At 38.4% G+C, this 23,107-nt stretch carries 25 protein-coding genes; 2 read left to right on the top strand and 23 right to left on the bottom strand.

The window, feature by feature from the left end; genetic code table 11:
* Positions 1–35: 35 nt before the first annotated feature.
* The 10 genes from SFC47_RS04920 to sigX form a co-directional block, all read right to left on the bottom strand.
* Entirely contained in the window at positions 36–809 is a 774-nt protein-coding gene (locus tag SFC47_RS04920) for an SDR family oxidoreductase (RefSeq protein ID WP_411253121.1), read from the bottom strand.
* 178 nt (positions 810–987) lie between these two features.
* Positions 988–2,145 (bottom strand): acyl-CoA dehydrogenase family protein, encoded by a 1,158-nt coding sequence (locus SFC47_RS04915; RefSeq protein ID WP_411253120.1) that lies wholly within the window; start codon positions 2,143–2,145, stop codon positions 988–990.
* Positions 2,146–2,230: 85 nt separating this feature from the next.
* On the bottom strand, positions 2,231–2,632 hold the full coding sequence (locus SFC47_RS04910; RefSeq protein ID WP_411253119.1) for a MaoC/PaaZ C-terminal domain-containing protein: 402 nt from the start codon (positions 2,630–2,632) through the stop codon (positions 2,231–2,233).
* A complete protein-coding gene (locus tag SFC47_RS04905) occupies positions 2,629–3,099 on the bottom strand; it encodes a MaoC family dehydratase N-terminal domain-containing protein (protein WP_411253118.1) in 471 nt (156 codons plus the stop codon). The genes SFC47_RS04910 and SFC47_RS04905 overlap by 4 nt, the downstream gene beginning before the upstream one ends.
* A 2-nt stretch (positions 3,100–3,101) precedes the next feature.
* A complete protein-coding gene (gene fabG, locus SFC47_RS04900) occupies positions 3,102–3,866 on the bottom strand; it encodes a 3-oxoacyl-ACP reductase FabG (protein WP_411253117.1) in 765 nt (254 codons plus the stop codon).
* Between the two features lie 77 nt (positions 3,867–3,943).
* Positions 3,944–5,122 (bottom strand): acyl-CoA dehydrogenase family protein, encoded by a 1,179-nt coding sequence (locus tag SFC47_RS04895; protein ID WP_411253116.1) that lies wholly within the window; start codon positions 5,120–5,122, stop codon positions 3,944–3,946.
* Between the two features lie 217 nt (positions 5,123–5,339).
* Positions 5,340–6,743: a DL-endopeptidase inhibitor IseA family protein gene (locus SFC47_RS04890; RefSeq protein WP_411253115.1), complete on the bottom strand. Its 1,404-nt coding sequence runs from the start codon at positions 6,741–6,743 to the stop codon at positions 5,340–5,342.
* The gene (locus tag SFC47_RS04885; RefSeq protein ID WP_411253114.1) at positions 6,737–8,113 is read right to left on the bottom strand and encodes a sensor histidine kinase; all 1,377 of its coding nucleotides are present in this window, start codon (positions 8,111–8,113) and stop codon (positions 6,737–6,739) included. The genes SFC47_RS04890 and SFC47_RS04885 overlap by 7 nt, the downstream gene beginning before the upstream one ends.
* Positions 8,114–8,115: 2 nt before the next feature.
* Positions 8,116–8,817, bottom strand: coding sequence for a response regulator transcription factor (locus tag SFC47_RS04880; protein WP_411253113.1), 702 nt, complete (start codon positions 8,815–8,817; stop codon positions 8,116–8,118).
* 112 nt (positions 8,818–8,929) lie between these two features.
* Positions 8,930–9,457: an RNA polymerase sigma factor SigX gene (gene sigX / locus SFC47_RS04875; RefSeq protein ID WP_411253112.1), complete on the bottom strand. Its 528-nt coding sequence runs from the start codon at positions 9,455–9,457 to the stop codon at positions 8,930–8,932.
* A gap of 280 nt (positions 9,458–9,737) precedes the next feature.
* On the opposite strand from sigX, the gene SFC47_RS04870 reads away from it, so the two are divergent.
* Positions 9,738–11,030, top strand: a complete 1,293-nt coding sequence (locus tag SFC47_RS04870) for an ATP-binding protein (RefSeq protein WP_411253111.1) — start codon at positions 9,738–9,740, stop codon at positions 11,028–11,030.
* A gap of 55 nt (positions 11,031–11,085) precedes the next feature.
* Here SFC47_RS04870 and SFC47_RS04865 read toward each other — a convergent pair whose 3' ends face one another.
* The gene (locus SFC47_RS04865; protein ID WP_411253110.1) at positions 11,086–11,301 is read right to left on the bottom strand and encodes a hypothetical protein; all 216 of its coding nucleotides are present in this window, start codon (positions 11,299–11,301) and stop codon (positions 11,086–11,088) included.
* 174 nt (positions 11,302–11,475) lie between these two features.
* Positions 11,476–11,742 carry a phage holin gene (locus SFC47_RS04860; RefSeq protein WP_411253109.1) on the bottom strand — a complete coding sequence of 89 codons (267 nt, stop codon included), beginning with the start codon at positions 11,740–11,742 and terminating at the stop codon, positions 11,476–11,478.
* Between the two features lie 173 nt (positions 11,743–11,915).
* On the opposite strand from SFC47_RS04860, the gene SFC47_RS04855 reads away from it, so the two are divergent.
* Positions 11,916–14,018, top strand: a complete 2,103-nt coding sequence (locus tag SFC47_RS04855; protein ID WP_411253108.1) for a PBP1A family penicillin-binding protein — start codon at positions 11,916–11,918, stop codon at positions 14,016–14,018.
* Positions 14,019–14,040: 22 nt separating this feature from the next.
* On the opposite strand, the gene SFC47_RS04850 is transcribed toward SFC47_RS04855, so the two are convergent.
* The 11 genes from SFC47_RS04850 to SFC47_RS04800 are packed head-to-tail and all read right to left on the bottom strand — an operon-like array spanning position 14,041 to position 23,106.
* Positions 14,041–14,754: an ATP-binding protein gene (locus SFC47_RS04850; RefSeq protein ID WP_411253107.1), complete on the bottom strand. Its 714-nt coding sequence runs from the start codon at positions 14,752–14,754 to the stop codon at positions 14,041–14,043.
* Positions 14,751–15,245 (bottom strand): ECF transporter S component, encoded by a 495-nt coding sequence (locus SFC47_RS04845; protein ID WP_411253106.1) that lies wholly within the window; start codon positions 15,243–15,245, stop codon positions 14,751–14,753. The genes SFC47_RS04850 and SFC47_RS04845 overlap by 4 nt, the downstream gene beginning before the upstream one ends.
* Positions 15,235–15,819 (bottom strand): cob(I)yrinic acid a,c-diamide adenosyltransferase, encoded by a 585-nt coding sequence (locus SFC47_RS04840; RefSeq protein ID WP_411253625.1) that lies wholly within the window; start codon positions 15,817–15,819, stop codon positions 15,235–15,237. Before SFC47_RS04840 ends, SFC47_RS04845 begins: the two co-directional genes overlap by 11 nt.
* Positions 15,819–16,259, bottom strand: a complete 441-nt coding sequence (locus SFC47_RS04835) for a bifunctional adenosylcobinamide kinase/adenosylcobinamide-phosphate guanylyltransferase (RefSeq protein ID WP_411253105.1) — start codon at positions 16,257–16,259, stop codon at positions 15,819–15,821. The genes SFC47_RS04840 and SFC47_RS04835 overlap by 1 nt, the downstream gene beginning before the upstream one ends.
* Positions 16,211–16,810, bottom strand: a complete 600-nt coding sequence (locus SFC47_RS04830) for a histidine phosphatase family protein (protein WP_411253104.1) — start codon at positions 16,808–16,810, stop codon at positions 16,211–16,213. Before SFC47_RS04830 ends, SFC47_RS04835 begins: the two co-directional genes overlap by 49 nt.
* Positions 16,780–17,571 (bottom strand): adenosylcobinamide-GDP ribazoletransferase, encoded by a 792-nt coding sequence (cobS, locus tag SFC47_RS04825; protein ID WP_411253103.1) that lies wholly within the window; start codon positions 17,569–17,571, stop codon positions 16,780–16,782. Before cobS ends, SFC47_RS04830 begins: the two co-directional genes overlap by 31 nt.
* Entirely contained in the window at positions 17,568–19,073 is a 1,506-nt protein-coding gene (locus SFC47_RS04820; protein ID WP_411253102.1) for a cobyric acid synthase, read from the bottom strand. Before SFC47_RS04820 ends, cobS begins: the two co-directional genes overlap by 4 nt.
* Positions 19,070–19,645, bottom strand: a complete 576-nt coding sequence (locus SFC47_RS04815) for a bifunctional adenosylcobinamide kinase/adenosylcobinamide-phosphate guanylyltransferase (protein WP_411253101.1) — start codon at positions 19,643–19,645, stop codon at positions 19,070–19,072. The genes SFC47_RS04820 and SFC47_RS04815 overlap by 4 nt, the downstream gene beginning before the upstream one ends.
* Positions 19,627–20,703: a threonine-phosphate decarboxylase CobD gene (cobD, locus tag SFC47_RS04810; RefSeq protein ID WP_411253100.1), complete on the bottom strand. Its 1,077-nt coding sequence runs from the start codon at positions 20,701–20,703 to the stop codon at positions 19,627–19,629. The genes SFC47_RS04815 and cobD overlap by 19 nt, the downstream gene beginning before the upstream one ends.
* A complete protein-coding gene (cbiB, locus tag SFC47_RS04805) occupies positions 20,660–21,643 on the bottom strand; it encodes an adenosylcobinamide-phosphate synthase CbiB (RefSeq protein ID WP_411253099.1) in 984 nt (327 codons plus the stop codon). The genes cobD and cbiB overlap by 44 nt, the downstream gene beginning before the upstream one ends.
* A complete protein-coding gene (locus tag SFC47_RS04800) occupies positions 21,640–23,106 on the bottom strand; it encodes an adenosylcobinamide amidohydrolase (RefSeq protein ID WP_411253098.1) in 1,467 nt (488 codons plus the stop codon). The genes cbiB and SFC47_RS04800 overlap by 4 nt, the downstream gene beginning before the upstream one ends.
* Position 23,107: the final 1 nt, after the last annotated feature.

Raw genomic sequence — 23,107 nt, 5'->3', positions numbered from 1 at the left:
TCATTTTAAAAAAACATGAAGTTTTATGAATCACCCTACATCGCGTTGGCGCCGCCGTCAACAACGACAATGTCCCCGGTTATAAAATCAGAAGCCGGTGCTGCTAGGAATACAGCAACTCCTTTTAAATCATGATCCGAACCAAACCTTCGCAATGGTGTACCTTCTAAGATCCCTTCACCAACTTTCTCTAGCAGACCTTTTGTCATTTTCGTAGGGAAAAATCCAGGGGCTATCGCATTTACATTGATTCCTGAGGGACCCCATTTAACCGCTAAATCCTTCGTAAAGGTGATTACTGCTCCTTTAGATGTGTTGTACCCAATCGCATTCATATATTTAGGGTTACTGCCTGTTAAGCCTGCAACAGAGGCTATATTGATAATTTTTCCAGATTTCTGCTCTAGCATTACTCGACCAACAGCCTGTGACATAATGAAGGTTCCTGTAACATTGACATCCATCACTTTTTTCCAAGCCTCAAGCGGCATGTCTTCTGCTAGTGCTCCCCAGGAAGCACCACTATTATTTACGAGGATATCAATCCTCCCAAATCTGTCCATAGTGGTTTCTACTACCTTCTTTACATCTTCAGGATTGGTAACATCACATTTTAATGCAAGGCTGTCTACACCCTTTTTCTTTAACTCTTCACTTACTTCCTGACATGCCTCAAAACTTCTTGAACAAACTACCACGCTGGCACCTGCTTCGGCAAAACCCTCAGCAATTTGCTGACCCAGTCCCCTTCCACCGCCAGTTACAATGGCTACTTTACCTCTTAGATTGAATAACTCCTTCACATGCATATACTTTTCCTCCTATGTGCAACTAATCTATTAGAAGTTACATACTAACTAGTTAGTATGTAACTAAAGACATAATATCCAAAATTTTTATAATATTCAATATCTATCATTCACCAAAAAAAATGGCAGCCAATCGGAAGCTTGTCGATTCATCACCTATATTATGAATTCTCAACTGTCACTCCGAAGAACTATACTCAATATCTAATTGTGAGGCAATTATGTTTTTCTGAATCTCAGAGGTTCCTTCATAGATTCTCGTAATTCTCGCATCCCGGTAATAGCGCTCAACTGGATAATCAGCAATATACCCTAGTCCGCCATGAATTTGAACCGCTTTATCAGCAACCCTGTTATACACTTCTGAGCCATAAAGCTTTAACATCGCCGCTTCTTTAATGACCTTTTTTCCCTGGTCCACCATCCACGCAACACGGTACGTAAAAGAACGAAGAGCCTCTATCTCAACTGCCATTTCAGCTAACATATGGCTTACAGCCTGGTGCTTAATAATTGGGGTCCCAAATTGAACTCGTTCTTTCGCATACAACACAGACATGTCTAGCAGTTTTTGACAGGATCCTAGGTTTCTAGATGCTAGACCTGCCCTGCCATTAGCTAGTATTTTTAATGCATTCACATAACCCTGACCTTCTGCACCAAGTACATTTTCAACTGGAACCTCACAATCTAGAAAGACTAACTCTCCTGTATGAGAACCTCGAAGCCCCATTTTCCGCTCCACCGCTCCAATGGTAAAACCAGGAAAATCCTTATCAACAATGAATGAAGTAATCCCTTTTGCCCCTTTACTTGGATCAGTCACTGCCATGACCGTAAATACACTTGCTTCTGTTGCATTTGTAATATAATGTTTTAAACCATTAATAATATATTTATTTCCTTTTCGGACAGCAACTGTCTTTAAATTGGCTGCATTGGAACCGGCTTCAGGCTCAGTTAGCGCAAATGCTCCAAGTTTTTCACCACTAGCCATTGAAGGCAGATACTTGCGCTTCTGCAGTTCAGTTCCCATCTCCACAATTCCTACCGTACCAATTCCTGTATGAGCACCAATTAACGTTGTGTATCCATTATGTGTTTGCCCGATTTCTTCATATAACGCGCATTTCCCGACCATACCAATACCCAATCCGCCATACTCTTCAGGGATACTTAATCCAAATAGACCCATTTCCCTAGATAGTTGAATGATTTTATCTGGAATTTGATTTTCTTCCTCTATTTGCATCGCAACGGCTTCTACTTCAGTTTGAATGAAATCACGAACATTTTGTTTTAATAATAAAATATCTTCTTCTAATTCAAAGTTCATTCGTAACACCACACTTTATTAAGTAAGATAGCAACAAAACCCAGCCTTAAGAAAAAGAAATCTCTATGGCTGGGTCAATTAGAATTTAATATTGGGTAAACAAAACCTCACCTTTTAATACTTCATTCCCATTCTGGTTTACGGCCAGAACCTGGAAACGGAGATTTTGTTCCTCTCTCTCCTTCAAAGCAGCTTTTAAGGTAATGACATCATTTAAAAAAACCATTCCTTTAAAGCGGATGGAATAATCCTTAACAAAACCTTCTTCAAAATACGGCGTAAACAGCTTAGCAAGATTTCCCATTGTCCACATACCATGTGCGATGATTCCAGGCAGGCCAGCACTTTTTGCTTCTTCATCAATGGTATGAATCGGATTGAAATCTCCTGAGGCACCGGCATATTTAATTAAATCGATTCTGGAAACAGGCTCTAACTGAATCTCTTTAACCGATTCACCAACTTGTAATTGTGTAAGTGTACTCATTTTGTCAGCACCTTCCTCACAGCTTCAGAAATAACCACGGTCGAGGTGGAACTAAAAATGGTATTACCTGCTAAATCTTCGCCAAAGCTTTCTAAAACAAGAAAACCCATTTCGCCAAATTTCCCTTTTTTCTCAAAGTACTTTTTCACTTCGGAGTAACATAAAATCTCTTCTCCTGCCAATAACGGCCGTTGGTAATGAAAAGTCTGTTCCCCATGTATTAAGCCTTTTTCAGGAAGTCTTAATCCTTCGATCACTCCATAGTCAAAAGTCCTCGGAAATGTCGGCGGAGCAATATTGTTTCGGAATCTTGAGTTTCTACCTGTTTCTTCATCAAAATATATAGGGTGAAGGTCTCCGATTGCCTCTGCAAATTTCTTCACAGCTCCTCTTTCCACAACGTTTTTTACTTTTGTGGAACGTTTCCCAACTTGTTTACTGAACAATTGATCTTCGCCTCTCTTCATGATTAATTCTTTGGTCCGCCTGCAACATAAATAACCTGGCCATTAACAAAGGAAGATTTTTCATCAGCAAAAAACGCTACAGCATTAGCAATATCTTCAGGCTTACCACTTCTGCCAACAGGAATATTGGCAACACTCGCCTGGATTAATTGCTCAAATGAAACTCCGATTCTAGCAGCCGTTTCCCTAGTCATTTCTGTTTCAATAAATCCTGGTGCAACAGAGTTTGCAGTTATACCATATCTTCCAAGCTCAATCGCTAGTGTCTTAGTGAATCCTTGTAATCCCGCTTTTGCGGCAGCGTAATTTGCCTGGCCGCGATTTCCTAATGCTGAAGTTGAGGAAATATTAATGATTCTTCCATATTTATTTTCAACCATGTATTTTTGCGCTGCTCTTGCAGCATTAAAGGATCCTTTTAAATGAACATCCATGACCATTTGCCAGTCAGAATCAGTCATTTTAAATAAAAGATTATCACGGATAACTCCTGCATTATTAACCAGGATATCTAACCCGCCAAGTGCTTCATATGCCTCTTTAAAGGCGCCCTCCACTTCAACGGCATTTACCACGTTTGCGACCTTTGAAAAAACTTCATATCCCTTTTCTCTTAGTTCCTTTGTTGTTTCTACTAAAGCTTCTTCATTTAAATCAATAAAGGCTACCTTGGCTCCTTCTTCGGCAAAACGTTCAACAATTCCTTTTCCAATCCCCCGGCTGCCACCTGTTACAAATGCCACTCTCCCTGTAAATCTGCCTGCCATTTCTTTATCCTCCCAAACTTATCAATTTCATAATCTTGAATTCTAGCAATCCACTAGGATAGCGCTTACAAATAGTATTATACGTATTGACCAACCTTTACATGTCCCTTAATTAAATTTCGTGCAATAATCATTCGCTGAATTTCGTCCGTACCATCGTAAATTCTCCAAAGTCTTGCTTCTCGGTACCATCGTTCGATAGGCAGTTCTCTTGTATAGCCCATGCCGCCATGAATTTGAAGGACACGGTCTACCACATTATTCCCCATATTTGCACCATAAAGCTTCGCGATTGAAGCTAAGTGACGGTTATCCTCACCGTTATCAAGAGTGAAAGCCGCATTTAATACCAGCCATTTTGCTGCTTCAATTTCTACTGCTGAATCAGCAATCTGCCATTGAATTGCTTGTCTTTCTGCGATAGGTTTTCCAAAGGTAATCCTTTCTTTTGAATAGTCAATCGCCATCTGCAATAGCCGCTCTGCTGCTCCAACCGCCCTGGCACCGACCACCCATCTAGCAAATCCGATCCATTCTAATCCAAGATTATAACCTTTGTGTAATTCACCAAGTATATTCTCTTTTGGTACTCGAACATTTTCAAAGACTAGACCAGCTGGACCCCATTCTCCCATCGTATGTATATATTCTGACTTCCAGCCCATATCCCGGTCAACAATAAAGCAGGTAACACCTTCCCGTCCTTGGCTGGATTGGTGCAATTCTTTATCTGTAATTGCAATAGCCATAACAAAGTCCGCTTCATTCCCGCCGGTAATAAAGGTCTTCTCGCCATTTAACACCCAGTGATTTCCTTCTTTTACGGCTTTCATCTTGATGTTTCTAGTATCAGAACCAGCACCAGGCTCTGTCATGGCAAAGCATGATTTCTTCTCACCATTAATGGTAGGGAGCAGGTATTTTTTCTTTTGTTCTTCGTTCCCGTAATACAGGATGTTATCTGCAGAACCTCCAAAACTAAATGGTACAAACGTTTTTGAAACCTCCATAAGTACAATAGCCATCATCATTTGCCCTAAATCAGCTCCGCCATACTCTTCAGGTGTATTGATACCCCAGAAACCTGCTTCTTTTGCTTTTAATTGAAGCTCCTTTAGTACTTCTAGGGGCAGGCTCGGTTTCCCTTCTCTTTCATTTCTTAAAACATCATTTTCTAGTGGAATTAATTCTTTTTCAACAAATCTTCTAATTGTCGATTGAACCATTTTTTGTTCATCTGTCAGACGCAGATACATACCTTTCACACCATCCTTATTAGTAGAATTTAGTCATACTAGCCTCTTAAAGATATTATGCAGGCAAAACCGGAAACATACTTACCGGTTGGTATGTTAATCTAATTTTATTCTGAACTTTCAGATAAAACAAGCTTTTTCTTCCTATTACAATTTTCTCCTCTTCAAATTTGAACAAAATAAGCAGCAAGTTGGATTGCAACCTTGCTGCTCACTTCTAAAATGTCCCAGGTTCCGAAAATATCCGCCAGCCATTTTCTGTCTTTTGGAAGCTAATATGCACAAATTCAAAGGAATTTGTATCGCCAACAGGGACTTTTAAATCAATTTCCATCTCATTTCCCTTATCCTTCTTTTGAACAACTTCAGCTCGATCATAGTTTAAGAGTGATCCACCGTCTACGTTAGGCTGGATCAGTTTCCCAAAGAACTCGAAGATTGTTTTCTTTTCCATAAATGAATTGATAGCACTAGCTGTGAAGGAACTTGATAAATAGTTCACCAATTTCGATTGTGTATCCAAATCTCTTCCAAGATACCGATATTCATTATTATTAACACTTACGGTTTCTATTTTTCCATTTGGATATTCTCCACCGCCTATTACATACCAATATTGCCTTGCTGCTTCTCTTACCTTTTGAATAGCCAGTTCTTCCTCTATACTCCTATATCTGCTAATATCATTTTTGGAGATCACAGTTGGAAAACTTTCCTTTGGAAGCATCTTCTCAGCTTGCATTCTTAATTGTTGGAAGTAGCCTTTTGTCGGTACAACGGACTTCAAATTCAAGCCCTTGTCAATTGCATGAATGGCCTGTTCAGGAAGTTTGGCTTTTACCTGTGCATCCGCTAAATAATACCAGTAATAAGCTGCATCCGGCACCTCTGAAATTCTTCGTTGATAGTAGGCAATAACTTCTTGGAAATAGGTAGGATAGTAGTTCACATCTGCAACAACAGAATCACCTTTCCACGTTAACAAATCAACTTTATATGCGTCAGCCATATCACGCTTCCAAATGGCCAGCCTCACCTTTTCCTCCTCTTCAATTTCAATTGCTTCAATTTCGTTATAGGTTATTTCCTTTAATTTTGTCAGTTTATCGTTCATCCAATAGTAAATTTCAAGGACATTTTCACTAGACCCTTCCGTCTGCCAGCCAAGTAATATTTCCTTACGTCGATCACCCATAATATCACAAGCGTACGCCCAATCAATTTCTGTACCAGCACCTTTGGTAATAAATATTTTACTCCAGCCATCTTCCCCTTTTTCCAAAGCGAATGCTCCTACCTGATTTTCACTTCCTATCGACCTGTACAATACGAGCGCTTCTTCGTTTTCATCTCCATTAAGATCAATATTAATAACAGAATCAACACCTACAGGACCAGCGGGAACTGAAAGCTTTGAACCCTTTGGTAAATTTCTTTTAGCAATAGATACTAAGTCTTGTGCCGGATTCGCAGCTTTCACCTGTTTTGGTGCTTTAATTAAACTTTCCGGAGCAGGAAATAAATTGCAGCCGCTAAGTACGAACATACTGATTATAATAATCAAAGCGGCTTTATTGTGCTTCCCTCTCATGCCATCACTCCACACTAACAATTTCAACACAGGGGCAGGCGTATTTCCGCTGTCGTTCCACTGCCCTCTTTACTATTCAAAGAAAAACGGCCATGATGCGCCTGTATGATTTCATCCACAATTGCAAGTCCCAATCCACTTCCGCTTGCCTGAGATTTCCCTTTATAAAATTTATCCTTTACATACTTAAGGTCAGATTCTGAAATACCCACACCATTATCATGAATGCTGATTACTGCTTCTTTCTTATCAAAAAACAGTGTAATAGTAATGAAACCTCCGCTTGGAGTAAACTTTAACGCATTATCAAGCAGGTTAATCAACACTTGCTTTAAACGATTATAGTCAGCATTAATTTCCTCAACACTTTTATCAATTTTGGTCAGTATTTTCAAGCCCTGCCTTGCACCTCGAGGCTCTAATTGCTGAACAGCCTGTTGAATTAAAGATGGTAATGAGACTTTGTCAAAGACTAATGGCATTCTTCCTGATGATAGACTAGAAAAATCCAATAACTCATTTAGCAATCCATTAAGCCGGTCACTTTCCGTTGAAATAATCTCTAAACCATCTCGAAAGAAGTCATCTTCGGACATCGATTGTAAAGTAACAGCCCATCCTTTAATAGAAGTTAATGGTGTTCGAAGCTCATGAGAAACGGAAGCAATAAATTCATTCTTAAGATGTTCATTTTTTTCAATTTCCTTAGCCATATAATTTAACGTATCTGCTAATTTACCAATTTCATCATCTTTTTCCTTTGGAATTCGTGTCGAGAGTTTACCAGATGCCAATTGTTCAGCCGCAGCCGTTATGACACTTACTGGCTTGGTAATGGTATTGGCTAAGAATAGACTCATAATGGCTGCAGCCAAAATAACAACCCCGCCAAAAAGTAATAATATGAGTGTATTTTGAAAGTAGATATCATTTACCTTCTCGAGCGAAGAGGTAAATCGTATTACACCAATCACAGTACTCCCTCTTTTTAAAGGCTGTGTTACAATTAATACTCTTTCCCCTTCAAGGACAGTGTCTAAATATCCAGTCGAACCCATTAAAGCATTTTCTACATCTTCAAATTTACCTACATTCCGATCTGTGCTTTCATGAGTATCAGCTAAAATAAGACCCTTTTCATCTACTAATTGCACTTGAGCATCAATTAAGAAATTATATTGATGGAGCATAATTCCCGCATCAATCTTTAAACGATCGTCAATTATTTCCTGTTCATAGAAAGAAGAAAACATCGTTCCTTGATCACGTAACGCTTGTTTCATGCCATCCATATAATAAAGCCTGAGTGCAAAAAGAATCACGGCTTCAAACAAAGCTACACTGAAAATGATTAACAGCAAATAACTCCACACTACTCTTCTTTTAATTCCTTTTTTCATTCCTATGTCTCGCTCTCTTGAAAGCAATAACCGAAGCCCCAGATTGTTTTTAGATGTATTGGATTTGACGGATCAACTTCAATTTTCTCCCGTAACCTTCTAATGTGGACATCAACGGTTTTGGGGTCACCAAAATAGTTAATTCCCCAAATTTCATCTAAAAGTTCATCTCTTGTGACAGGCTCATTAAATCGGTCAAAAAACAACTTTACTAATTGATACTCTCTAGCAGTCAACTTAATTAACTGACCTGATTTATATAGACGCTGTGTTTTCATGTCTAATACAAATGGACCTGTACGTATCTCAGTTGCTGCTGGTTTTGAGATTGTTTGACTAGTTCTCCTAAGTACAGAACGGATTCTGGCAACTAATTCTAAAGGGTTAAACGGTTTTACAATATAATCATCCGCCCCCAGCTCTAATCCCATAATCTTTTCCATATCCTGTCCTCGTGCTGATACAATAACAATGGGCAATTCTGGATGACTTTCTCTAAGTTTTGTACAAATCTCAAATCCATCCATATCCGGAAGCATTAAGTCTAACAACACCAAAGAGGGGGACTGGTCATGAACAAGCTCAATTGCTTCTTTCCCGTCCCCCGCTTCGAGTACCTCGTAATTAGACCTTTGAAGGTTAAATACGATTAACTTACGAATAGGTATTTCATCCTCAACTACTAAAATCTTAGCTTCAGTCATCCTGCATTCCTCACAATTTACTAAAATACATAGCTACTATTATTTTACAGCTCCGTAAAAACTTAGAAAAGTTTTTTTTAGTATATTTAGAAAATTGTTTGGTATAAACACATTAACTCGCTTTTTCCTGCCGTATTTTCTCATTCATATAGATCTTTAATTGCTTAATGGCTCGGTGCTGTGTTGTCTTCACTTTGCTTTCCTTCCAGCCTAGTACTTCTGCGGTCTCAAGTATAGACAATTCCTGTATATAACGCAGGATAATTACACTCTTTTGATCAAGTGTGCATTTCTCTAGGCAGTGATACATAAGTTTCTTATCTTCTGATTGAAAAATGATTTCTTCTGGTAACGGTGATTCATCTTTTATCGGAAGATCTATGAACTCAACCTTGTTTATCATGCGCTGGTTTAATCCTTTCTGCTTTCGAAAGAAATCAATCGCAACATTTCTTGCGATTGCGATCAGCCAAGTTTTCTCACTGCTTTCCCCTTTAAAATGCTGGTATGATTTTAAAACACGAATATACACTTCTTGGACAAGGTCCTCTGCATGCTCTTTGCTTTGAACCATATAAAAAAGAAAATTAAAAAGTTCATAATGATATTTCTTATACAAATCATTAAAAATTGCTTCCAACGTTCATCTCTCCCATCCCTTAAAATTTTAAGGTTCAGCTGCGTACTATGTTCATCTTCGTTTACATCATACTTTTTTTACATAAAAAAAGGGTTACACAGCGGTAACCACTTTTTTGATAAGTTGTTACCAATTTGTAACCTTTTTATTATAGTTATGGTGATTTCCAGTTTTCAGATATTCCAAAACGCGTCAAACTTTAGTAATATAGTATATGTGACTCTTTTTATTTGTAAAATTCTAGGAAAACTTTCCTTCCTAGAGAGGATAGGAGAAAGAAATGAATAAAACCAAATTAGTATTCCTATACCTAATTACCAGTTTGATTTGGATTTACGCTAGCAATTATGTATTGACTCATTATATCCCATCACGTTTTGATAATTATTTTGAACGAGGGAAAGAAATATTTTATATTCTCGTAACGGGTGGAATTTTTTATTTTTTCATCCTAAAAAAAGAAGAACTTGATACAACCAAAGAGCAAGAAAAACGTTTATATACCCTGATTAATTCAATGGTGGATTTTGTAAATTTCAAAGATGGAGAAGGCAGATGGATTCAAGCCAATGACTTTGGTCTGAAATTATTCCAACTTGAAAATGTCGATTATTTTGGTAAAAAAGACTCGGAATTAGCAGAATACACGGAGTTCTACGCCGATGCACTCAGGTACTGCGAGGTATCAGATGAGGAAACATGGGTTAAGGGTGATATTACACGCTGTGAAGAAATTGTGCCGCGTCCTGATGGAACATCGAAAATTTTTGATACGATAAAAGTTCCGCTGTTTCATGAAGATGGAACAAGAGAAGGTTTAGTCATTATCGGACGTGATATTACGACACTAAGGCAAACAGAGGAACGATTGAATAGAACAGAAAAGTTATCTGTAGTCGGTGAATTATCTGCGAGTGTAGCCCACGAGATTAGAAATCCACTTACTTCATTAAAAGGATTTGTACAGTTATTGCAAATGGAAGATGATAAGCACCAAGATTATTACCAGATCATGTTAGATGAATTAAATCGAATTAATCACATTGTTGGCGAACTTTTGTTATTAGCTAAACCACAGCATTTAAAATATTCGAAATTAGCCATACAAAGGATCTTAAATGATGTTATTTCGTTATTAGCAGTTGAAGCGTCCCTTTACAATGTACAAATTGAATCTAATTTTCCAAAAGAAGATATTATTCTAGAATGTGAGCCCAATCAGTTAAAACAGTTATTTATTAATTTAATCAAGAACTCAATCGAAGCCTCCAATCATGACAGTAAAATATCGATAAGTCTTGAGCAAATAGAACTTGATAAAATAGCGATCACTGTGAAAGATAATGGATGCGGTATTTCAAAGGAACGTTTAGAAAAGATCGGAGAGCCCTTCTATTCCTCCAAGGAAAAAGGGACAGGCTTAGGCTTAACAGTCAGTTATAAAATTGTCCAGTCCCATAACGGTCATATTAATTTTGATAGTGAGCTGGGATGCGGTACTACAGTGAACATTACCTTGCCAGTGGTACAAGATCCTTCTCTTTCCAAAAGTCATTCCGCTGTTATTGCATAAAAAAAATTGCCTTTCCACTTGGAAAAGGCAATTTTTTTATTATCTTCATTTTCAACTAATGGGAATTAGCTTTATTTACAGATTTTTGTCGTATCTCCTTTAAATGTAAACGAATTAAAAAGGCCGTTCCTAATATGATTCTATTATTCCAAATTCTTGCTTTTCTTACTTTTGGACCATAAACATACCGATTCCAAAGTAAATAAATGGATTCCTCAAGAATAATAAATAGGATGTATATAATTGCTGCCATACCAATCCAATACCACATATCAAGAACCTCCGCTTCAGGTTAATACTCTCTTAATTTTAATAACCCATCTTTATTATACCTTCTGTTGAATATACAATTCAGAAATTTCAATCCCCTTTTATTTACATAATTCAACAAAAATCAGCTTAGCTCCCATTATTGTGGAATACTAAGCTGACTCTTGTTTCTATATTAGTTTGGTTCTTTGTAGCTTTTTGCTCGTTCGCTGTCACTCATACCTTTCGTCGTTGGGTCTTGAACCAGCCCGATCATCGAAAGTAAAATAAATAATGCATTAACGAACGTTAATATGGATTGTTGAATGGCATCTGTTAATTGAAAATCTGTAATCCCTAATGCATTTAACCCACCTAACATCATCTGAGCCACAATCATTAGTTGGGCCAGAAAGGCCACAACCCAGCTTCTGTTTTTAAAACGGACCCTCCAGTTAATCATTTTTCCATCCCCTTTCTTAAACGTTTAAACATACTTTCTATTAACATATGATTGGACCAGAAATGGTTGTCCGCTAATATCACAGAATTCTTAGAAAGGGCAATGATTGGAGTTTTTCTGATATTAAATTTATAATAAAAACAGCAAAAATCCTTTTGTAGAAAGGAGACCGCATGGAGAAATTACGCCCCTATTGGGAAATAATTGTCCGCTTCTGGAAAAAGAAGCATATTACACAGCTATTATTATTAGCCATTCTGATTATCATTCTCGTAACGATTGTTTATTTTGGATGGCTTGCATCAAGGGCAAATGTCCAGACATTAAAGGAAGGTCTCAGTCAACCGACTGTCATTTATGATCATAAAGAAAGAGTCGCTACAAATGTTGCGACCAATCGGACTGGCGGGATTGAGATTAAAGAGCTCCCGAATTATGTTCCAGGGGCTGTTGTCGCCATTGAAGATGAACGCTTTTATGAACATAAAGGATTTGATCTTAAGGGTATTATGAGGGCACTCTTCAACAATTTATTTGCTGGAGAGATTACTGGCGGAGGCTCTACGCTGACTCAGCAATTAGCCAAAAATGCTTTGCTTTCCCCAGAACAAACCTATAAACGAAAAGCAGAAGAGTTATTTTTAGCAGTGAAGATTGAAAAGGTTTATAAGAAAGATGAAATTCTGCAAATGTACTTAAATCAGGTTTACTTTGGCAGCGGTGCTTGGGGGATTAGTAATGCCTCAAAAAGATATTTTAATAAAGATATTAAAGAGGTTACCATCAGCGAGGCAGCTTTGCTTGCAGGATTATTGCAGTCACCAAACTACCTTGACCCAACAAAAAATTATGACGAAGCAATAAAACGAAAAAATGTCGTTCTTAGTAAAATGAATGAGCTTAAGATCATTACAAAGGATCAATACACTGCGGCAAAGGAAGAAAAGATTAAAATTAATACCGGCAGCGGAAGTTTTGTTGAACGTAAATATCCTTATTATGTGGATGCGGTCTTAAACGAAGCAATCAATAAATATGGATTAACTCAGGAGGAGATTTTAACCAGAGGTTACCGGATCTATACTGAATTAGACCAAAACCTTCAAACAGGACTCGAAAAGGTGAATAATAATAAATCCCTTTTTCCGAAAAGTACTGGTGATACTATAGTTGAAACCGGTTCTGTTCTAATGGACCCTGCTTCAGGAGGAGTACTCGCTCTGGTTGGCGGCCGTGGAGAACATGTGTTTAGGGGCTTTAACCGCGCCACCCAGTTAAAGGCACAGCCAGGTTCAACATTTAAACCGCTCGCGGTATATATACCGGCTCTAGAAGATGGTTATACATTTAACTCCGAGCTCGTTGATGAGCCAACCTCTTTTGGAGAATACAAACCAGAAAATTTCTCAAAAACTTATCAGGGTAAAGTTCCAATGTATAAAGCCTTGGAGGATTCGTTAAATATCCCAGCCGTATGGCTCTTAAATGAGATTGGTCTTGAGAAAGGATTAGACAAGCTCAAAACCTTTGGATTGCCTGTTGAAAAAGAAGATAAACATCTTGCGATTGCTTTAGGCGGAATGACGAAAGGAATATCTCCGCTTCAATTAGCCAATGCATTCTCCGCTTTTCCAAATGGCGGCAAGCGGCAAGACAGCCATCTTATTACAAAAATTGTCGGCCCCACTGGAAATATCATTGCGGAGCGAAAACCGGAAACCACAAAGGTAACTTCTAAGGAAAATGCCGATAAGATGACTGCTATGCTTCTTAATGTTGTAGAATCTGGTACTGGCAAAAACGCTCGAATTCCTGATGTTCAGATAGCTGGAAAAACAGGCTCTACCCAGCTTCCATTTAATGATATAAACGGTACGAAGGATCAATGGATGGTTGGTTACACACCTAATTTAGTCGCAGCGATATGGATAGGTTATGATCAAACTGACCGGCAGCATTATCTACCAAGCAGCGGCTCTGGGAATGTGGTCCCGATTTTCAAAGAAATCATGAAATCATCCATCGCTCATAGGCAACGTGAAACTTTTGATGTCATTTCTATTAATGACCAATTAGCTGGTAAAACACAAACAAGAGAAGAGATAAAAAAGCAGGCAGAGAAAATCACAAAAGAATTAAATCAAAATGCCCAAAAGCTCGGTGAAAAGATTCAAGAACAAGCACCAGTATGGAAAAAGGGTTTTGAGGATGCGATGATCACAATTGGAAAAGGTATCGATACGATTATCCAAAAATTACAAGGATTAAAAGAATAGCACGCCGTAACGGCGTGCTATTTTATTTGACAATAATGGAATGGTAAAATGCTGCTGCTATTTTTTTTATAGGCTGTTCTTGATTTTGATTAAAGGCAATAATGAAGCAGGTTGCAGGTCCTGATGATTTTAAGACATCAAGATTTGTAAGTAGCATTTCTTTTGTAAATTCTTTATTTGTAAACATCTGATTCAACTCATATAAAATTCCTTTTGACCCGACTGGCCAAACCATTATTTCTTCAAGCTGAGCGATTTTTTGAAAAATTGATAAAGGAACCACTTGGCCGGTGTGCTTAATCACTTCATCGCCAACCAATGGTCTGCCAATAATGGCGAACGAAAGTTCATTTGAGAAATTCTTATCAAATCTCTTGGATATATGCCTTTTACCGAGAACAACTAATCCAATTGCGGACTGGTGTAAGTCGAAATTACTCTCTGTACTCCCTGTTATCGGTACATTCTCCAGGCTTAATTCTTCTAACCCTTTTTGAACTCCATTGACAAGCTCACTCCAAGAATCATCGCCACAAAAGTTATGAAGTACAACTGAAACCGGCTCTCCTCCTGCTGAAATGCATTCCATTGCTGCCACTCTAAATGAGAAATAGGCGGCAGTTTCGTATGAAACATGAACATAATCTTCTTTTTTCATCCCAATGCCGCCGCTATTATCACTTGCAATTATAAGCGACTCTTCGTTATTTAGCGGGATGGAAATAATATCTCTCATAATTTCACATCTTCGTTGATCAAATTTTGTTTAAATAATGCTCTTAACCGCGGAATTGCCACAATGGCCAATACGCAATTAATCATTGAACCAATTAGCAATGATGGAACTAAAGCAACATAAAATTCCTTACTCATTAAAATAATAAACGGCAAGGGTGCAGCGAATGAATTCATAAGAATAAAGAGAATACCAGCAGTATTTTTTTTATTCTTCTTATAAAGAACACCAAAAAGAAAGACTAGAAAAGCCATTTCGAGTGCAATTAATACATGCATCGGTCCTAATGGAAACCCTGATATGAGAGCAGATAATAAATGCCCAAACGCACCAACAATTGCTCCTCCACCAGTTCCTAACAAGGCAGCAGCCAGTAAAGCTGGAAAAACATCAAACGCTACACTGCCTACGATTGCAGGAATTTTGATCATAGCCCCAACTGCTGATAATGCTGAAAACAATGCCAATAAACTTAGCATTCTACTTTTCATCTTTACGTTTCCCATCCCTAAACACTTTTGCACTTCGAACATATTCTACGTCTTTTACATTGAGCCGGAAATTCACTACCCTGGCTAAGGCAAAGAAATAATCAGAAAGACGATTTAAATATTTCAAGGCTAATTCCGGCGTCTTTTCGTCGTTCTTCATTAATGTAACGACTAACCTCTCTGCTCTTCTTGTTACCGTTCTCGCAATATGAATCGAGGCAGAAGGCTTAGTTCCTCCAGGCAATATAAATCTCTCTAGCTCTGGAGCTTCTTGAATGTATTCATCAATTTTCTTTTCTAAGTAATCAATGGACTCTTTCTCAAGCTTATATTCTACTTTATCAGATATGTTGGCTAGATCTCCGCCACAATCAAATAATTCATGCTGAATTTTCTCAAGATCAGCTAGGACATCCCCAAATATTTCTGCATCAAGCTCAGTCATTACCTGTCCCACAAAGCAGTTCACTTCATCAACTGTTCCATAAGCCTCTACTCGAATATCATCCTTGTCAACTCTTCCTCCAATAATACTTGTCTTTCCTTTGTCACCTGTTCTAGTATAAAGTCTCATCACTTCTCATCCCCCGTTTTTTTGATTGTTTGATTTAAACCATACCAAATAATATCTACTTTATCTGCTTTAGCTGCAAGATCTTGATAAGCCCATCCAGTTACGTCCCGCCATAATCGATTCTCTTTCTCCATAGGAACTATTCCCTTTGTAATATCATTCCCTATCACAATAAGATCTCGGTGAGTTTCAGCGTTTTCCCACAGAATCCATTGGTGGATGGTGGTTTTCCAGATTTCACGACACCCGTTGGAATCATAGGTTTTCGTTAACTTTTTCAACCAAACTTCAACTCCTTCTAAGATGAGCAAATTACTACCTATATGGTGTACATTAAAAGGTTGGTTCTGATAGGCAGAAAGCCAAGTGCCTCTATCCCCATAATTCTCTTTTACCCAAGCTTTTTTGCCGTTAAAGGCACCTCCCGTAATAAAGTGCAACGGTCACGCCTCCTTAGTGCTTCTTTTTCAAAAACAAGTTCATATCCTTGATGATGCGGGACTTGCCACGACCAAAAATCTCGATACTGAGGTGCAAATTCAGATAATAAATACCGAATAACCCCGCCATGTGTCATAATTGCGCAACGTTGAATATTTTGAGAAAAAACCTCTTTCGTAATATTATCCCAGCCAATTGAAACCCTTTTAGTGAACTCCAAAAATGATTCTCCTTCTGGAGGTCTTAAAGATTTAGGATCTGAGAGCCAACGTTGGTAAAGAGGGACTTCTTTTAAATCTTCAAAGGTTTTTCCTTCCCATTCACCAAAATTCATTTCTCGTAAATGAGTTAGAAGGTGCAGCTCATTCTTTGGGAAAAGTATATTTGCTGTGCTTATGCACCTTGGTAAATCACTAGAAAAATAGAGCTCGTATCTGTTTTTTGTGCTGATTTTCGTTGACTCAGAGCATAGAGGGGAATCATTCCACCCTAAATAAGCTTTCCGCTTATTCTCCTTTGTTAGACCATGACGAAATAATGCAACAACCACAGTGTCATCCATAGAAATAACTCAGTCCCTTCTACTGTTGCTCCTAAAATATCGCCCGTAATGCCGCCAAACCACTTTACAGCTTTTCGGCTGCAAAATAGAAAACTCAATAATGCTGCTGCCAGCAATATTAAGAAATTATAAAATCCGCCGGCAAATATTAGCAGGATAGCAAAGAATCCAATCAAATAAACAAGATAGCTCCATAAATCCTTTGGTGTTGCAGCATTTTGAAAAAGTGCTCCAAGTCCTTCTTTTTTTGCAGACTTTACTGTTAACAACATTAGACCCATAACGCTTTTACTTAACAATGGAATTGCAGTAATCATCAGATAGGAAACAGCATGTACATTAATAGTTATCTCATAGATAAAAAGGAAACGGCTGCTTAACAGCACAATGACTGAGATAACACCAAAGGCACCCGTTCTAGGATCATTCATTATTTGTAATCTCTTTTTTTGATCTTTGTAAGAAAAATACCCGTCACTTGCATCCATCCAGCCATCCAAGTGGATTCCGCCTGTTAAGAAAATACTCATTAACCAAAGGAGAAATGCTGATGCAAGATTGGAAAAAGGAGTATATTCTAGCAATAGGAAAAATAACCCAGAAATGATTCCCCCTTGAAAAAGGCCAAGCAGCGGGAAAGCTTGAACAGCGCTTTTTAAATGTGGTTTGTCCATTGGTAACTCAAGGTGGACGGGTATTACAGTGAAAAATTGCAAATTGATTAAGAAACCCTTTAAAAACTTTCTCATTCCATGCACCAGTTGTTGATGATGTCATTTAACATCTCGTAGTTTAAATGTTCTTTCATTGTGTCCGCGATTTCATCGTATCTCTTATCTTGGGATTCTCTTATAAATGTGGTTTCTTTACTCTGTAATCCTTTACTTTTCCGAATAAGATTTAACCAAGTATTTCTCCATTCGTCATTATGAAAAAGATGATGAAGATACGTCCCAATGATTTGACCATTCCTGCTGAAATACCCTTCTTCCCTGCCATTCTCAAGCAATAAAAATGAGCATCCATTCTCACGTAAAACCGTTTTACCCAAATGAATTTCGAACCCTTCCAGCCTTCCATCAGCCGGCAATCCAGTATTCTCATGGTATACTCCAGCTGCTCTTACCGTTTTTTTCTCTTCATAAAATATTGTTGTTCCCGGTACAAACCCCAAACCTTCTACTCGTTTGTTCACCAACCCTGTATCTGAACCAGCTTCATCAATGATTTCTTCACCAAGTATTTGATATCCGCCGCAAACACCTACAACATAACACCCTTTATCAATTTGATCTTGAATTAATAAGTCTAACCCTGATTCTCTTAAACTCTCTAAATCATTAATTGTACTCTTTGTTCCAGGTATTATAATGGCATCAGGAGTACCAAATTCAGAAGCCTGTTTCACCCAGCGTACCGACACATCTTTTTCATATAAAAACGGTTCCAAATCACTATAATTTGAGATAAACGGCAACTGGATTACAGCAATATCCAGACTGCCCTTTTTCGTGGCTGCAAATTGTTCGCTTAGTGACAAAGAATCCTCTCCATCAATCATATGATTTTCAATATAGGGCAAAACACCTAAAACGGGGAGCCCCGTCTTCTTTTCCAGCCAGTGAATTCCGTCTTCGAACAAACTGATATCTCCGCGGAATTTATTAATAATTAGCCCTGCCACCCTTTTCCTTTCTTCTGGCTCCAAAAGCTCGAGAGTTCCAACAATGCTTGCAAAAACTCCGCCTCGGTCGATATCACCTACAAGGATCACAGGAACATCTGCGAGCTCTGCAACTTTCATATTTACAAGTTCCCGGTCCTTCAAATTGATTTCAACCGGACTTCCTGCCCCTTCTATGACCACTAATTCATATTCGGTCGATAGCTGGTCTAAAGACTTTTTTATAACATCAAGTCCTTTTTCGTAGAAAGTATCTCGATACCCTCTTCCAGAAAGAGTTTTCAACGGTTTACCTAAATAAACAATCTCTGAATCCTGATGCGAGCGGGGCTTTAAAAGAATAGGATTTATCCATACTGCTGCCTCAATTTTTGCAGCCTCTGCCTGGATTCCCTGTGCTCTTCCAATTTCCTTTCCGTCTTTGGTTACATAAGAATTATTAGACATATTTTGAGATTTGAAGGGTACAACTTTTCTGCCTTCATTGGCAAACATTCGGCAAAGGGCAGTTACAATAAGGCTTTTCCCGACATCAGATGATGTTCCTTGTATCATAACACCTTTCATTCCCTTACCCCCTTCATGTTGATCGGTATTCCTGCTTCAACCAAAAAGGCATGATCACACTTCTTCACGATTTGTTGATGGATCCTTCCGAGAATTTGTGCATAGGAGAAAACAAGTTCATTTTCCGCGATGGACTCATAGAAGACTTCGTTACTAACAACGATTAACACTTTTGCTCTTTCTCGTATTGCATTGATACCGCTCATGATTGTTTCCGTTACATGAGATAATAAAGAATCATCCCAATTCTGATTAGATGAAAACAGCTCATTATTTAAAAGGGTTGTTACACAATCGATTAGAATAATATCCTCTTTATTAAATAGACCCGCAATCTCTCCAATATTTTGTGATTGTTCAACCGTTCTCCAACGAAACTTTCCATGCATGCGATCACTTTGATGCTTTGCGATTCGTTCTCGCATTTCTTGGTCGGAAGCCACACCGGTTGCTAAGTAGGTTAATTGACTCCCATCATTTTTCACTGCTAGTTCTACTGCCATTCTTTCTGCAAAGCTGCTTTTTCCGCTCCTTACCCCGCCCGTAATAAAGATTAATGAAGCTGCTGCCATTCTAACAAGACCTCCATTAATTTACTATTTTCTGCACTGCTCTTAATCGCAAAACGAAGCCAATTCCCTTCCAAACCAGGAAAGTTAAAGGTATGTCGGGGAATAATTCCTTTTTGTAATAAGAATTTAAAAAGAGCTTTCTGTTCCTTTAGTTTAGGGTCTCGTAACAGATAAAAATTAACTTGTGATGCTGTGACTACAAAACCATTTTCCCTGAAAAACGTAAATAGTCTCTCCCTTTCTTCAGAGATATACACTTGAGACTCTTTAATAAATTCTTCATTTTGTAAACAGAGATCCCCTGCCATTAATGCAATACTATTAATGCTCCAATGCGGCTGTAATTTGCTGATATTTGCAATTAAATCCGGGGCTGCAACCATATACCCTAAACGAATCCCTGGAATGGCAAACATCTTGGTCATGGACCGAATAATAATTAAATTAGAAAACTTATTTATATAGGGGATGAAAGATTGGTAGTTTTCTAAGAAATCATAAAAAGCTTCATCCAATATCACAAAGCAATTTTGTTTTTCACATTCCTGTATGATTGAAATTACCGTTGACACTGGATATTGAATACCAGTAGGATTGTTCGGATTACATAAAAACAAAGCATCTGCACCCGATAAGCTTGGAAGCAGCTGATCCACACATAATTCAAAATTAGGTTCCATTAATTGATGGTACTTAATTTCACAATCGTTCGCACGACATGCCTTTTCGTATTCAGAAAATGCTGGCTCTGACACAACGACCTTTTTTCCGGAAAGAAACCTAGCAATTAGGGTGATTAGTTCGGCTCCTCCATTTCCAATAAGAATTGAATCAACCGAAATTTGTTCTCTATCAGCAATTCTGTACCTAAGCTTTTCAGCAAAAGGATCAGGATAAACGGTAATTTCCGAATAAAAATCAGACCATTTTTCTCTTAGTTCAGGAGGAGGACCGAGCGGATTAATATTTGCACTAAAATCAACATACTTCTCCGGGAGTGAAAGTCCCAGCGATTTAAAAAGGTGCTGCGGATTTGAGCCATGTGAAGGCAATTTCAAAAATCATCCCACCTATCCATAACATTAGTAAAAATAAAAAGACCGTCTTATCTAAAATTTTATTGGTTATTAAAATATGATCAGCTTGTATAGGAACTAATGGATCCCCCATTTTTGCACGGTTCGAAACAACACCTTTGTAATAATTAAGACCGCCAAGCTGAATCCCCAAAATAGCTGCCACCGCCGCTTCTCCCCAGCCGCTGTTCGGGCTCGGATGCTTCTTGGCATCACGGAATAATATTTTCCAAGCCTTTTGGGGCTCTATTCTTAAAGGCTTTGTTCCTATTAACATTAGAATTCCAGTTATCCTGCTGGGAATCCAGTTCATCACATCATCCCATTTTGCAGACGCCCAGCCAAAATCTTTATATCTATCATTCATATAACCAACCATTGAATCACAGGTATTCGCAGCGCGGTAGACCATTGCAAGCGGTGCACCACCTAAAAGCGCCCAAAACAGCGGTGCCGTTACCCCATCACTGGTATTCTCTGCAACCGTCTCGATTGCTCCGCGTGCAATTTCATTTTCATTTAGTGCGTCAGTATCTCTGCCAACAATGTAAGATAGTTTTATTCGAGCTGCTGCCAAGTCCCCCTCCGCTAACGGAGCGTGTACATCGAGAGCAGCTTCCTTTAGGCTTTTTTGCGAAATAGCAGATGCAATGATGATCCCTTCAATTGCGATACCAAAAATAGGATGAATTCGATAACTTATTGTGACCATTAAAGTAACGAAAAATAATACCATCAATAAAACAAAAAGGAGCATTACGACCCCTTTAATTCTTTTTCTTTTGCCATGATTTAAACGATTTTCAAAGTAAGAAATCAACGTTCCTATCCATCTTACAGGATGTGGTAAATGAGGTGGATCCCCTATCACCTTATCAATGAAATACGCTAAGGTTATCGCAGTTAAATGATAGATAATCATAATCCTTTCCTTTTTATGGATTTTTGAATACCCTCTAAAGTGCATTCATATACTGCTTTTCCAATCAGTTTGCCTAAATCTGTAATACTCCCCGCAAACTCCAGCCTCTCACCCGTCTGGGTAGCAGCAATTAAGATACTATCAGTGGAAGTACCCGTTGCAATGGTGCCTGTCACGCAATCCATAATTCTTAAATCATGAAGCGCTTTTGCTTTTGCCTCTGTCGCTGTCATAATGCTTTGAATAAATGCCTCCTCGGTTAATTCTCCATTAACAAAAATCCAAGTATTTACGGTGCCTGGCACTTGTTCGAATGAATGCTGGAAACTTTTCGATGCATCTACAGCGTTACCCACTCCTGCAGTTACAACAACAAATAGCGAAAAACCAGCATGTTCGATGTGTTTATAAGCTGCATCAAGAAGGACGACTGCTGTCATCATCCCTACTGTTTCAGAAGGTTCAAACCCATTTACCTTTAAAAAATCTGCCATTTCCCTGCGATGATCGCTGCAATTATAGTCCTTATCAACATGTCTGTTAACAAAGGCTTGATGCCAGCCTGTTCCCGACCCAATTACTCCAGAGGACATTGTCCTTAGCGGAGACGGGGCTTTTAACTCGATAAACTCTTTTGTTATTACTAGTAAAGATTCATCGATATGTACTTTTTTCCTATCCAGCTTCTCTTCTGGTAATAACACCATTTGTGGTGCTGCTATTTTTGGATGGGGATGCTTCAAAACTTCAGTATGGTAGACCTCTCTTATTTTCTCTTCTCTTAGCACTTCATTCGGAATATGGTTAATATTAATACGGCCGTTCTCAAGCAGCAGTAATCGATCGCAGTATAAGCCTGCAAGGTTTAAATCATGAAAGATCGATAGAACTGTAAGACCGGTTTCTTTCGCCCAGTATTTTAATAAATCCAGTAATTCTTTTTGATACGATAAATCTAAGTGATTCGTTGGTTCATCTAAAAGCAGGATTTCAGGTTCTTGGGCAAGTGCCTGAGCAAGAAAAACTCTTTGTTTTTCTCCTCCGGATAACTCTTGAATACTTTTAGCTTGCAAAGAAGTTATCCCTGTCTGCTCCATAACACGTTGTAAGATCCTTTCATCCTTTTCTCCCCAAGTCTGAAACCAGCCTGTTTGATGAGCATAGCGGCCAAGAGAAACCGTTTCTTTAACGGTATAAGAAAATGACTGCGAAGAATGTTGTGATAAAACTGCTATGATTTGAGCAAGTTGTTTTGAATTAAACTCCTGCAGTCTTTTTCCCTTAATGAAAATATCACCCTTTCCTATCGGGACGATTCCACTAATCATTTTTAACAGAGTTGTTTTGCCGCTTCCATTCGGTCCCAAAATACCGAACAGCTCACCTGATTGAACTTCAAAGGAAATATCCTTTAAAACCGCCTCTTGTGAGTACCCGCCCGAGACATTCTGAACACTAAGCATT

The organism is Neobacillus niacini (genome assembly GCF_046591715.1).
In the GTDB taxonomy this organism is placed as follows: domain Bacteria; phylum Bacillota; class Bacilli; order Bacillales; family Cytobacillaceae; genus Neobacillus; species Neobacillus niacini_L.
Note: the sequence above shows the minus strand (reverse complement) of the source record. Positions and strands in the feature narration are given on the sequence as shown.

Excerpts from the sequence above, each read along its gene's own strand:
- SFC47_RS04920 (WP_411253121.1), bottom strand. The coding sequence starts at position 809 with ATGCATGTGAAGGAGTTATTCAATCTAAGAGGTAAAGTAGCCATTGTA.
- SFC47_RS04915 (WP_411253120.1), bottom strand. The coding sequence starts at position 2,145 with ATGAACTTTGAATTAGAAGAAGATATTTTATTATTAAAACAAAATGTT.
- SFC47_RS04910 (WP_411253119.1), bottom strand. The coding sequence starts at position 2,632 with ATGAGTACACTTACACAATTACAAGTTGGTGAATCGGTTAAAGAGATT.
- SFC47_RS04905 (WP_411253118.1), bottom strand. The coding sequence starts at position 3,099 with ATGAAGAGAGGCGAAGATCAATTGTTCAGTAAACAAGTTGGGAAACGT.
- fabG (WP_411253117.1), bottom strand. The coding sequence starts at position 3,866 with ATGGCAGGCAGATTTACAGGGAGAGTGGCATTTGTAACAGGTGGCAGC.
- SFC47_RS04895 (WP_411253116.1), bottom strand. The coding sequence starts at position 5,122 with ATGTATCTGCGTCTGACAGATGAACAAAAAATGGTTCAATCGACAATT.
- SFC47_RS04885 (WP_411253114.1), bottom strand. The coding sequence starts at position 8,113 with ATGAAAAAAGGAATTAAAAGAAGAGTAGTGTGGAGTTATTTGCTGTTA.
- SFC47_RS04880 (WP_411253113.1), bottom strand. The coding sequence starts at position 8,817 with ATGACTGAAGCTAAGATTTTAGTAGTTGAGGATGAAATACCTATTCGT.
- SFC47_RS04870 (WP_411253111.1), top strand. The coding sequence starts at position 9,738 with ATGAATAAAACCAAATTAGTATTCCTATACCTAATTACCAGTTTGATT.
- SFC47_RS04865 (WP_411253110.1), bottom strand. The coding sequence starts at position 11,301 with ATGTGGTATTGGATTGGTATGGCAGCAATTATATACATCCTATTTATT.
- SFC47_RS04860 (WP_411253109.1), bottom strand. The coding sequence starts at position 11,742 with ATGATTAACTGGAGGGTCCGTTTTAAAAACAGAAGCTGGGTTGTGGCC.
- SFC47_RS04855 (WP_411253108.1), top strand. The coding sequence starts at position 11,916 with ATGGAGAAATTACGCCCCTATTGGGAAATAATTGTCCGCTTCTGGAAA.
- SFC47_RS04850 (WP_411253107.1), bottom strand. The coding sequence starts at position 14,754 with ATGAGAGATATTATTTCCATCCCGCTAAATAACGAAGAGTCGCTTATA.
- SFC47_RS04845 (WP_411253106.1), bottom strand. The coding sequence starts at position 15,245 with ATGAAAAGTAGAATGCTAAGTTTATTGGCATTGTTTTCAGCATTATCA.
- SFC47_RS04840 (WP_411253625.1), bottom strand. The coding sequence starts at position 15,819 with ATGAGACTTTATACTAGAACAGGTGACAAAGGAAAGACAAGTATTATT.
- cobS (WP_411253103.1), bottom strand. The coding sequence starts at position 17,571 with ATGAGAAAGTTTTTAAAGGGTTTCTTAATCAATTTGCAATTTTTCACT.
- SFC47_RS04820 (WP_411253102.1), bottom strand. The coding sequence starts at position 19,073 with ATGAAAGGTGTTATGATACAAGGAACATCATCTGATGTCGGGAAAAGC.
- SFC47_RS04815 (WP_411253101.1), bottom strand. The coding sequence starts at position 19,645 with ATGGCAGCAGCTTCATTAATCTTTATTACGGGCGGGGTAAGGAGCGGA.
- cbiB (WP_411253099.1), bottom strand. The coding sequence starts at position 21,643 with ATGATTATCTATCATTTAACTGCGATAACCTTAGCGTATTTCATTGAT.
- SFC47_RS04800 (WP_411253098.1), bottom strand. The coding sequence starts at position 23,106 with ATGCTTAGTGTTCAGAATGTCTCGGGCGGGTACTCACAAGAGGCGGTT.